This is a genomic window from Chitinophaga eiseniae, assembly GCF_900167135.1.
Taxonomy (GTDB): Bacteria; Bacteroidota; Bacteroidia; order Chitinophagales; family Chitinophagaceae; genus Chitinophaga; species Chitinophaga eiseniae.
Genome location: NZ_FUWZ01000008.1, coordinates 45,157 through 56,994 on the forward strand (window position 1 = coordinate 45,157; position 11,838 = coordinate 56,994).

Below are 11,838 nucleotides of genomic sequence, written 5' to 3' on the forward strand. Positions count from 1 at the left end.
TTCTTATGAGAAAATTTTCCATCCTGCTGGCTTTACTATTGTCTGCAACCCTCCTCAGCTCCGCCCAGACTACCGATTCCATCCGTACCTCCTGGGGACACCTGTACTATCATCTTTATGGCAAAGGAGAACCGGTCCTTGTATTATCCGGCGGACCGGGCAATTCCTGCCTGCAACAGGCGGGCGTGGCAACGGAACTGGGCAAAACGCACCAGGCCATCCTGCTGGAACAAAGAGGCACCGGCCTTTCCATACCGGTGCCGCTGGACTCCACCACCATCAACCTGAAAGCGGCCGTCGACGATGTGCGCCTGTTGCTGGACCATCTGCGCCTTCCCCGCGTGACCATCTACGGCCATTCCTGGGGCGCCATGCTGGCCATGAACTTCGCCGTTACCTACCCGCAGCGGGTGAAGAAACTGGTGCTCGCCTGCCCCGGCTATTACAAATTCGATCCCGGCTTTTTTGCCACCCACATCAACAACCTCAAGGTGAGAATGGGCCTGTCTGACATCAGCCGCTATGATTCACTCGAAAAGAAAATCAGCGCACGTCAGGCCACCAAAGCAGATTCAGCTGAATACAACCGCATCATCCGCATGTCCTATATCTTTGACAAAAGGATGATCGACAGCATGCTCAAACAAATCGATGTAGCACCTTCCAACACCACCATGCAGGGACTCATGATCCAGGACCTGAACCGCATCCACTATGATCTGAGTAAAACCCTGCCCCGGTACAAAGGCCCTATGTACGTGATCGGCGGCGCACAGGACGCCCTGTCATTCTATACCTACGAGCTGAAACAAATACACCCCGCAGCCATCCTTTACTGGATACAGGGCTCCGGCCATTTCCCCATGTTTGAACAACAAAAGGCATTCTTTGAAACGCTGAAAAAAACATTGTAATGATTGCGGGCCCGCGGACCTGTGAATTTTCGGATTCGCAGCCCACGGCGTGGGCCCTGGGCTGCGCCGTTCGGACCCGCGCGCCGGATAGGTTGCCACAATATGAAAATTTCTATTATCTTGTTGCCCAAGTTAATCTAAACCCGTTGTCAAATCCAATTAAAAGAGCATTGGCCCGGCTGGTAATCCGGATGTCTGACCGCCTGTCATCCCGCCCGGACAAAAATGCGGTATTCAAATCCCTGTCGCAACTGCACGACCGTATCCTGAAAGGGAAAAAGGATAGCGGCTTGCTGGTGCCGTTTGACCTGCAACAGGGCCGTTTCATTATTTTCTCCGACCAGCATAAAGGCTGCCGGGATGCCGCTGATGACTTCAAAAGCGCGGCAGACGCCTATATAGATGCCCTGCAACATTATTACGATCATGGCTATACGTTGATTAACCTGGGCGATTGCGAAGAACTCTGGGAAAACAAGCCCTCGGCTGTGATGCAATACAACAACCCGCCGCTACAGGCTGAGGCACGTTTTCTTCAGAAGAAACGTTACTACCGCATCTTCGGTAACCATGACCTGGAATGGTATTACGTAGTGCCCCGCCGCCAGTTCCTGCAACCGCTGTTTGGCAAAAAACTGCGGGTTTACGAAGGACTGGTACTACAAACGCAGTATAACGGCAACGCCCATAGGATTTTTCTGGCGCATGGCCATCAGGGCGACAAACGAAGCGACGGCAATGCCTTCAGCAAGTGGTTTGTGGCAGCCATCTGGACGCCGGTGCAACGATTCCTGGATATACATCCCGATACCCTGGCAGCATCCTTTGACCTCGTAGACGCCCACAACATCATTATGTATGAATGGAGCGTGCAGCTACCACGCACATTATTTATCTCCGGTCATACACACAAACCTGTCTTTGCCTCGCTGGACCATATTGACCGGCTCAGCAAACAACTGGAACGGGCCATGGCGGATAATGACCAGAACGCCATCACCGCGCTGCAAGCCGAGCTGCGCCGGCGGCAGGAGGAATATGCCGGTAAACAGTTTGTTAAAACCATGGCCTTTCCCACCTATTTCAACACCGGCTGCTGCTGCTTCAGCGATGGCGACATCACTGGCATAGAGATCGCCGACGGCTTCGTCCGCCTCATCAAATGGAGCCGTAAAAACAATACCGCTACCCATCGCAGCGTGCTGGAGGAAGCTCCCCTGTACTATCTTTTTGATCAGCTTCAGCCCGGCGCCTAAACGATCCGTTAATTGCAATTTCTTTAGCAAAGCGGCAAGAACAATAAAAAATACTGAAGTGCTATGATTGCAGCACTGAAAGGATATTCCCCGCGGGGTCTGCAAACCAGGCGATAGCCATCCCCCGCTCTTTATCCCGGAAAATGCCTTTTTCATCGGTTCCTATTTCACCTTCATATTGCAGGAAACGGATGCCTTTCTGCGTAAGCTGTTCCACAGCATCATCCACATTGTCTACAATGAAGTTCAGCACCGTAAAGGTTGCCGGTTCGTGATCAGGCTTGGAATACAGAAACACTTTGGGTCCGCTGTCTACCTTTAACTCCAGTCCCTCGGCTGTTTCGGAGACAGCCAATCCTACTTTGTCATGGTAAAACTGTTTGGCCTGCTGCAGATCATTGACGGAAAAGCTGCTGAAGGCTCCTGCATGTTTAAGCATAAGCTAAGGTTTTAAAAAATGAGGAATACCTCTGCTCCACAATTTTTTAACCAGAAAACGCATCGCTCAGGATGAGGTCGCAATTTTTAGGGTTATTTGTAAAAATAAAAAAGGCAGCAGGCCATTAACCATACAACACCTGCTGCCTGTAAGCCACCAATGCTGCCTTATGCCAGCAGTGCCGCTGCTGCAGTATCGAGATAAAAGGTACAATGCGGATGTTGTTGCAGAATACTGGCCGGGAACAGGTTGCTCACCGGTTGTTCCAGGCTGTTTTTGACAGCCCTCGCCTTTCTTTCGCCAGGCACGGAACAGATGATCTGTTTAGACAGCATAATCTGATGTACCGACATGCTGATGGCCTGCGCCGGTACATCGGCCGCTGTTGCAAACCACCCTTCGTTGGCCTGCTGTTGCCGGCAGGCATCATCGAGGTTGACCACCAGGTAGGGCGCTTTGGTGGTAAAATCGGCCGGAGGATCATTAAAAGCGAGGTGGCCGTTCTCTCCTACGCCCACCAGGGCTACATCTATAGGATGCGCCTGTATCAAGGCCGCCAGCCGGGCGATTTCTGCCTCGGGATCTGTTTCTCCGTCGATCAGATAAGCAGCTTTCAGCGGGCTCACCTCTTGCAGAAAACGTTCTTTCAGGTATTTCCGGAAGCTGGCCGGGTGCGTCACCGGCAGCCCGATATATTCGTCGAGGTGGAACATCACCACCTTGCTCCAGTCGATGTCTGCCGTTATCAGTTCACGAAGGGTTTCAAACTGACTGGTACCGGTGGCGAGGATCACGTTCGCCTGTCCTTCTTCATGGATAGCCTGGTTGATCAGGGCAGCCGCATCCTGGCCGGCTGTCACCCCTAATTCCTGCGGGTTGTTGGATCGGATGATTTTCATGTATATGCTTTTTTTAGTCGTGACGATTGAATTGTTCGTTTCCGGGAGATGATCACCTTTTGTTCACTACGCCGGTGGTGCCACCCTGTGCCAGGGAGATATCTACCGGCTGGTTTTTCTTCCACGATCCCCCGGTGAAATCAGGGACATCAATGGAATTGGAGCGGTGGCCGACAGACCATTCACTGAGCGGCCATACGGCGCTCCAGGTGGCGGCGTCATAGACGTCCATGTCCATCGGCAAGCCATTGCGCAAACAGTCGATCAGGCGCCAGTCCATCATAAAGTCCATGCCGCCGTGACCCCCCACCTGTTTGGCCATCTCTCCTACTTTGCGGACGATGGCCGGCATATACTGCTCTTCCAGTTTTTTGAAATCGGCGTCGTTGAGCCATCCTTCATGGCTGGTGGCGATACGGGCGGGCAACGGATATTTCTGCGCGGTGGCTTTGGTGCCACTGACCAGGTGAATGCGGGAGTAGGGCCGCGGGGAGGTCACGTCATGCTGCACCATAATGGTTTTGCCTTTACGCGTGCGGATCGTGGATACATTCATGTTACCCCGGAAATGGGCGTTGGTGAACTGCTGAAAGAAATTATCTTTTGCTGCCAGTTCCACCGCGCGGTCATGCATCATAAAATCGTTGGACGAAACAGACACCAGGTACTCCATGCTGTCGCCCCGGTTGATATTGAGCACCTGGCATACCGGTCCCAGTCCATGTGTAGGATAGAGATTGCCGTTATGTTTGGCGTTTTCGCGGAGGCGCCAGTTGTCATACCGTTTTGTTCTGTCGAACATGCTTTCGAAGATATCGTGGATATAGGCGCCTTCGCAGTGGATGATTTCTCCGAAGAAGCCCTGGCGGGCCATGTTAAGGGTAAGCAGTTCAAAAAAATCGTAGCAGCAGTTCTCCAGCATCACGCAGTGTTTGCGGGTGCGTTCGGATGTTTCCACGAGGCGCCAGCAGTCTTCCAGCGTATAGGCAGCCGGTATTTCCGTGGCCACATGTTTGCCGTGTTCCATGGCGTATACGGCGATGGGCGTATGCAGTTCCCATGGGGTGGCGATATATATCAGGTCGATATCGTCCCGTTCGCACATTTTTTTCCAGGCATCGGCGGAACCCGTGTATTCGTGGGGGTGATAGCCGCTATTGGCGATCCGTTTTTTGGCTTCCGCTATTTTTTCCGGGCGGATGTCGCAGAGGGCTTTTATTTCGATGCCCTGCAGCCAGGTGATACGCTCCACGGCCGCCCCGCCCCTGTTGCCCAGTCCAACGTACCCGATGCGGACGGTATCGATTTTGGGTGCGGCATAGCCGCACATATTAAAGCGTTGCTTACGGGCTTGTTGCGCCTGTTGCAGCAGGTTGTCCGGTATACCGGCGGCATGGGCTGTTCCGATGCCCGGCAATACGGCGCTGCCGGTAAGACCGATACCGGCGAGGCCCGCCAGTTTGAGAAAATCCCTGCGGTTATTTTTCATATGCATATTATTTTTCTACGTTATAGTTGTTATCTGCGGTGCGGACGATGAGCTGTCCGCGCTGGCGGCACCGTTTGCGTAGTTCCTGGAACTCGTCGCGGTAGAATTTAAGCGGCAGCCCGTTGATAGGGTTGCCGGACATGTCTACCGGCGCTATCAGCTCCACTTCCCGACCGGTGAGTGCGGCGGCCAGCGACACGTCGCCCCATGGCAGGATGCCGGGCACGTGGATGGCCATGTTAAAATAATCGACACCCTGCCTGTTGGCAAACTGGTAACTGACAGGACTGTTATGTGCTACCACTTTGTGCACGCCGCTTTCCAGCGCGGCCGCAAAAAGACTGGCCATACCGGTTTCCTTATATCCCTCGAGTGTAATGCGTTTCACGCCGTAGTGGCTACGGAGAAAGCCTGTCAGCAACCGCAGGTCGTTGGTCCATTTGCCTTGCAGGGTATGCCCCAGCCAGAGCGCACTGCGTGACAAGGTGTGAAAACGCGGCAGGCTGCCATCTGTTTTAGCAGCCACTTCGGAGCTTTGTTCGCCGGTCCCCCACAGGTCGGCCAGTACCAGGCCATAACCTTTCGCCAGCAGCTCGTCGATGCGGGCGGAAGGGATACTGTCTTTCCCGCCGCTGTGGGTTAGTACCACGTAGCCGTTTTCCCGTTTGCGGGGTTTACGGTGCAGCAGCGGCAGCAGTTCTCCGTCCGTTGTCTCCAGCGCCAGTCTGTCCCATCCTTCTTCCGGCGTATAGGTATGTATTTTTTTCAGTTGCAGCGGTTGTTCTGCTTTCAGTACTGTTTTTAAGGCGGCTCTTTTTTCTTTCACATCCAGGCGGTCGTGGCCCAGCATGTTGGCGCGCCATTCGCTGCCTGCCTGGCGGCACCAGGCGGCGGTGCTGAGCACATTACTATCCCGCTGCAAGGCCGGAAATGTGAGCAGTTGTCGTTCGGGCAGCAATGCCGTATTGGGCAGCGGCACCGGTTCACCGTTGCCGGTATGTTTCAGGTGCAGGTCAAACCAGCCCAGCATGGCGCTGCGTATTTCCGGCCAATAGCCGTGGGTGGCGTTAAAGAGCTGGTATTGCAAACGGTCGCCGGCCTTCAGCAGCCGGAACAATGGCGCAGCCGCTTTATAGCTGCGCAGCATCTCCGAAGGATAAAATGATTTGCTGACGTCTTTTTCGGCGTTGCATATCTTCAGTGCCCTGGGCGCCGCCATAGCGAGGATGCCGGCTTCTTCGGTGAAGGTGAGTCCGGAGGGCAACAGCTCACACACACAGTTACTGTTAAGGATATACGCTTCGAAAGTGCCTACGCTGACCACCGGTACCGCTGCTTTAATTCGTTCATCCATGGCCGTTAGCCACATGGTCTGGTTCCCTCCGCCGCTGGCGCCGGTGGCGCCGATCCGTTTTTTGTCGGTCTGTGGCAGGCTGCACAGCAGGTCTACCCCCCGCATGTTGTCTGTCAGCTGCATACCCATCAGGGTGGCGCCGGCATTCATCAGGGAAGCGCCGAGGTTAGCGCCGTGATATTCGGCCGCACCGGGCGTAGTAGTTCGCTCCCCTGCCCCCCAGGCGTCGATATTCAGGCAGATATAGCCATGGCTGGCCAGTTCATGAGCGGTGGCCTGCACCATCTCACCGGTACGGGCGCCGGGCCAGTGGCCGTGCATATTGATCACCGCAGGGAAAGGACCCGGACCGTCCGGCATATACAGATTGGCGGTAGCGTATACACCGGGCCGGGTCTGGAAAGCGATATTACGGATGCTGTATCCCTGCTGCTGTACGCGGCCGGTTTCTTTTGTATCGAGTGGCAACGTATGGTCTTCCTGCATACCGGTCTCCCGGACGATCCTTTCACGCAGCTCCTGCCGCCAGGCGGCCCACCCTTCGGTGGTTTGCGGAAGCGTGGTATACCGCTGAAAGGCGGCAGCTGCTTCCAGCTTCAGCTGCCTGCCGGCAACATCTTCCCGTTCTGCGGGAAGCACTTTGGGCAACGGCGGCCCTACAGCCAGAAAAAGCGAAGACATGACCATGAAAAACTGCGCTATCGTATTCAACATCCAATGAATTTAACTATTTAAAACAAGGCTATTCCACGTCCCACCACAAACGGGTGGCGACGTTATCGGGGCCGCCCAGCAGCTGTATCCCTTTCTTCAGCTCGGCGCCGTTGGTGGTCGCTTCTGCAGAAGGGTAAGGCAACCGTTTGATGAAGGCGCCGGCAGGCAGGTCTGCATTGTCCGACTGTAATACCGGGTACATCTTCGGGTAACCGCTGCGGCGGAATTCAGCCCAGCCTTCCATCCCGTCGGGATAGATGGCGATCCATTTCTGCGTGCCGATCTGCTGCCGTTGTATATTGGCAGCTGAACCGAACTTCACCGGGACATCTGCTACGGCCGGCGAATTAGCTACATCGCCCGGCGCCGCAGGCATGGCAGCGGATTGTTTGTAAGCGTTGATAGCAGCGGCATCGGTAACGCCCCACTGCTGCATGCTCGTCTCAATCCCTTTTTCATAGAGCGCCTGCGCGGTGCCGCCCATATTCCAGCCGTTGACAGCACCTTCTGCCCGCAGGAAATAAGCTTCCGCGGCATAAAGCACCGTCTGGGAAGCTTCCAGCACAGGCAGCCATGCGGTGCCGTTCCAGGTGGCCCAGTACGTACCGGCATTAGAGGTTTGGTCCGCCTGGTTCAGCGGATTATTGAGCGCCACTGCCGGGGAACCGTTGCGCACGCTACGGAAAGTGCCATTTCCTACCGCTGGCTGGTACATTCTGTTCATCCGTGGATCATTGTATCCTTTTAAATACGATAACATGGTGGAACTCATGCTAAACTCGTTATAGGAAGCTACCCTGGCCAGGCCGTTACCATCGCCGCCGCTGAGTGAGCGTTTCAGTTTAGCCGTATGTGTGATATCGGTCATTACACCGGCGGCAACAGCCGCTTCGGCTTCCTGTTTGGCCCTGTCGGGCTGTACGCGGGAAATGCGCAATGCCAGCCGCAGCCGCAGCGTATTGGCGAACCGTATCCATTGTTGCACATCGCCGCTATAGATCAGGTCATAATTGCCGAACACATTGCCGGCGCCCGCCTGTTGCAGCGCTTTCACGGCGTGGTCCAGCCGTTTGAAAAAATCGTCGTAGATCTTATCCTGCGCGTCATAGGCGATCACATCCTGCGCTTTACCGGCATCAAAATACGGCACCGGACCGAAATAGTCTGTCATATGATGAAACACATACACCCACATGATTTCAGCCAGTGCATATTCGCCGGAAGTGGGTTGGGTGTTTTCAAAGATCGTACGTAACTGCGGTACGGTCTGTACATAGGTCACAATACCCGGGCGCGGCAGCCAGCCGTCGTTGATCAGGTAACGGTCGGTCTGGAAGCTGGTGGTATTCAGCGCAAAATATTGTGCATACAGATCGGCGTAAAGGTTCTGCGTAGTCTGGTAATATCCCTGGTTAACGGCAGCAGCCGACTGGGCTTTAGAGAACATAAATGGTATTTCCCTGAGACCGGCCTCGGTAAGCGTACCGGGATTGGTATTCAGTTCATCGAAATTTTTGGTACAGCCGTTCAGTGCAGCAGCCATTACCAGCGGAAGGATATATCGGAATTGTTTTTTCATGGCAGTTGATTTTAGCGGCTAAAAAGATACGTTCACGTTGAAACCGAAGCTGCGTACGGCAGGGAGCAGACCGGCTTCTATGCCCTGGTAGTTACTGGCGCCGATAGCCATTTCCGGATCTACCGGGAGGGTACGTTTGCCTATGCCCGGAATATCCAGCAGTGACTTGCCCCTGTACAGGAAGAAGAGATTTCTTCCTGTGAGTGCTACCCTGGCGGATTTCAGCAGTTTGTTATTTAATTTGAAATCATAGGCAACGGACAGTTCCCGCAGGCGGAAGTTGGTGGCGCTGTAGGTAAAAAACTCACCGTAGGCATTGCGGCCGCCCTGTGACACGGTCGTCCAGAGATCTTCAGCCTTGATAGCCACATTGTTCTGAGAGCCGTCCGGCAGCGCGCCGGGCAGTACCAGACCGCCGTCACGGAAACGGGTGGTATAGTCCGCCACGCCATAAGCCGCGAGGATCGCGTCGGTACCGGATACCAGCACACCGCCTACCCTGCCGTCTATCAGGAAAGACAGGGAGATGTCTTTATACTTCAGCTGGTTGCCCCAGCCCAGGGTGAAGTCGGGGTTGAAGTTGCCCAGTTTCTGGTTGGCCGTCACCATGGGCAGGCCGTTGGCATTCACCATGCGCTGACCGGTTTTCTCGTCGCGGCTCCAGGTATAACCGTAAATATCGCCGTAAGAGCCGCCCGGCTTGATCAGCAGGCTGCCGAAGTTATCGGAGGGCGACAGGTCGGCCTGGTCCACTCCCGGCGCCAGTGACAATACTTTGTTTTTATTGGTGGCGTAATTCAGCGTGGTATTCCAGCTGAAGTGATCATTACGTACAGGCGTCGCTGTTACCATCACCTCTACTCCTCTGTTTTCGATGTTACCGGCGTTGATGTACTGATTATCGAAACCGCTGGCCTGCGGCAGGCCGATATAGATCAACTGGTTGATGGTATTGTTTTTATAGATGGTAGCGTCCACACCGAGGCGTCCATCGAGGAAACGAGCTTCCAGTCCGGCTTCATAGGACTTGGTCTGTTCCGGTTTCAGGTCCCTGATGGCTTTGGTGAAGCTTCTGGACACGAAGCCGTTGCCGGCGCCTACGCTGTAGTTGTAGGTCTGCAGCAGCAGGTAGGGGTCTGCATCGTTACCCACCTGCGTATAAGAGGCGCGTATTTTTCCGAAAGAAACCCAGGAGGGCATTTTTATCATATCGGATAAAACAGCCGACAGGCCTACAGACGGATAGAAGTAGCTGTAGGGGCTGGGTAATGTGGAGGACCAGTCGTTGCGCGCGCTGACGTCCAGGTAGAGGTATTGTTTAAAATCCAGCTGGGCGCTGCCATACACGGATTGTATTTCTTTTTTGACGGTGGTATTGGAGAACGCCGGCGCAGCCGCGAAGTTCAGGTTGAACTGGTTGGGGATGCTCAGGCCATTGGCGATGGACTGGGTGTTGTATCCCCTGCTGGTGAGCACACTGCCGCCTACGTTGTAGCTGACATGAAAGCTGTTGGAAAGGGTGTTATTACCGGACAACAGCAGGTCCATGTTACGCTCCCAGTGGTTGACATATGCTTCGAGGTAACGGCCGCCGGGTTGTACGGGGAAGGCGACCGTACCGTCGTAGTAGGAGGCGGTAATTTTATCGTCGTAACGGTCGAGGCTATATCTTCCCTGCACGCTGAGCCAGTCGCGCAGCTGGTATTTGGCAGATCCCATGAGCATGATGCGGTTTCGGGATTCGTTGACGCTGTTGCGGTACACGTCCCAGTAAGGGTTCTGGAAGGTGGAGGAGTTGGTCCAGTAAATGGGATATGGTTTCCCGGTGGCATCTCTTCCTTCAAAGTGTCTCAGTGAGTCCGGGCTGAGGTCGCGGGGCATGATATAGGCTTCGTTGGCCACGCCCTGGTCTCCCACGCGGGGTTTATTTTTAATATCCTGGCTCACGTAGGTCAGTTTCACGTCGGTGGTGAGGCGGGGCAGTACTTCCGCGTTCACGCGCAGGTTGAGCGTATTGCGTTGCAGGCTGTTTTTGGGATAGATGCCGGTAACGGAGTTATTGGCATAGGAAGCGTATCCCTTGAGTTTATCGGTACCGCCGGACACGTCTACCGCGTTGTTCACGGCCGTACCGGTATTAAAGAAGCCTTTCACGTTGCCGGCGTAGGTCTGTGCCGGCGCGCCCCAGCTGTTGCCGGCGCGGGCGCCGAACTGGCCACCGTTGCCCCGGCCGTACGTATTCTGTAATTTCATGAGCAGGTTGGGCTGATCGATGGACACGCCACCGTTGTAGTGCATGGCCAGTTTACCGCTTTTGCCGCTTTTGGTGGTGATGATCAGCGCGCCATTGGCGGCACGGCTGCCGTAAAGCGCTGCAGCAGCAGGTCCTTTCAGCACGTTGATGGATTCCACGTCCTGCGGGTTGATGCTGGCCGCGCCATCGCTGCCGGAATAACCGCTGGAGGTGCCTTTAGGCTGTGTAGCCACCGTATTGGCGGAACCGCCGCCGGCGGTCTCCGTGCTCATGGTATTGTCGATCGGCACACCATCCACTACGATCAGGGCGTTGTTATTACCGCTGATGGAACGGTTGCCGCGGAGCACTACTCTCACCGCGCCGCCGGGGCCGGAGGCTGCCGGTGTCACCACCGCGCCGGCCACTTTACCGTTGAGCGTATTCATGATATTGGCGCCCGGGTCTTTCACCGCGTTGATACTTTCGGTGCCCAGTTGCTGGGTGGCGTATCCCAGAGAACGGGTTTTTCGTTCGATACCCAGCGCGGTAACGACCACCTCGCTAAGGCTGGAAGAACTTTCGCTGAGCGTTACGTCGATAGTCGCTTTGCCGCCAACCGGAATTTCCTGGCGGGTGTATCCTACGAAGGAAAATACCAGGGTGGCATTGGCCGGTACGGCAAGCGAATAAGTACCATCGGCGCTGCTGGTAACGCCTTGCGTGGTGCCTTTAACGGCGACGGTAACGCCGGGAAGCGGCGCTTTGGAGACAGCATCTCTGACAGTGCCTTTGACAGGTGAATTTTGCGCCGCCAGTTGGCCGGACAGCGCCATTAGCAAGCATAGTAGCAGGTAGGGGAATAAATCGCGGCAATTACAGTTCTTCATACGCTCGAATTTTAATGAGTGATTCTTGGTTGGCTCGTTGCTAAAACGTACCCCCAAAATACGTAGCCTCG

General features: G+C 54.9%; 8 protein-coding genes. 2 read left to right on the plus strand and 6 right to left on the minus strand.

Annotation, left to right across the window (positions count from 1 at the left end):
* Nucleotides 1–5 precede the first annotated feature (5 nt).
* On the plus strand, nt 6–914 hold the full coding sequence (locus tag B5D63_RS32650) for an alpha/beta fold hydrolase (protein ID WP_078673099.1): 909 nt from the start codon (nt 6–8) through the stop codon (nt 912–914).
* A 146-nt stretch (nt 915–1,060) separates the two neighbouring features.
* Complete coding sequence (locus B5D63_RS32655; RefSeq protein WP_235021692.1) at nt 1,061–2,170, plus strand: metallophosphoesterase; 1,110 nt, start codon at nt 1,061–1,063, stop codon at nt 2,168–2,170.
* Nucleotides 2,171–2,231: 61 nt separating this feature from the next.
* On the opposite strand, the gene B5D63_RS32660 is transcribed toward B5D63_RS32655, so the two are convergent.
* The 6 genes from B5D63_RS32660 to B5D63_RS32685 all read right to left on the minus strand — a co-directional run bounded on the left by B5D63_RS32660 (nt 2,232) and on the right by B5D63_RS32685 (nt 11,767).
* Nucleotides 2,232–2,609 (minus strand): VOC family protein, encoded by a 378-nt coding sequence (locus B5D63_RS32660; protein WP_078673100.1) that lies wholly within the window; start codon nt 2,607–2,609, stop codon nt 2,232–2,234.
* A gap of 167 nt (nt 2,610–2,776) precedes the next feature.
* A complete protein-coding gene (locus B5D63_RS32665) occupies nt 2,777–3,508 on the minus strand; it encodes a glucosamine-6-phosphate deaminase (protein WP_078673101.1) in 732 nt (243 codons plus the stop codon).
* A gap of 52 nt (nt 3,509–3,560) precedes the next feature.
* Nucleotides 3,561–4,997 (minus strand): Gfo/Idh/MocA family oxidoreductase, encoded by a 1,437-nt coding sequence (locus tag B5D63_RS32670; RefSeq protein ID WP_078673230.1) that lies wholly within the window; start codon nt 4,995–4,997, stop codon nt 3,561–3,563.
* 7 nt (nt 4,998–5,004) lie between these two features.
* The gene (locus B5D63_RS32675) at nt 5,005–7,065 is read right to left on the minus strand and encodes an alpha/beta hydrolase family protein (protein ID WP_078673102.1); all 2,061 of its coding nucleotides are present in this window, start codon (nt 7,063–7,065) and stop codon (nt 5,005–5,007) included.
* 28 nt (nt 7,066–7,093) lie between these two features.
* A complete protein-coding gene (locus B5D63_RS32680) occupies nt 7,094–8,644 on the minus strand; it encodes a SusD/RagB family nutrient-binding outer membrane lipoprotein (protein ID WP_078673103.1) in 1,551 nt (516 codons plus the stop codon).
* Nucleotides 8,645–8,662: 18 nt separating this feature from the next.
* A complete protein-coding gene (locus B5D63_RS32685; protein ID WP_078673104.1) occupies nt 8,663–11,767 on the minus strand; it encodes a SusC/RagA family TonB-linked outer membrane protein in 3,105 nt (1,034 codons plus the stop codon).
* Nucleotides 11,768–11,838: the final 71 nt, after the last annotated feature.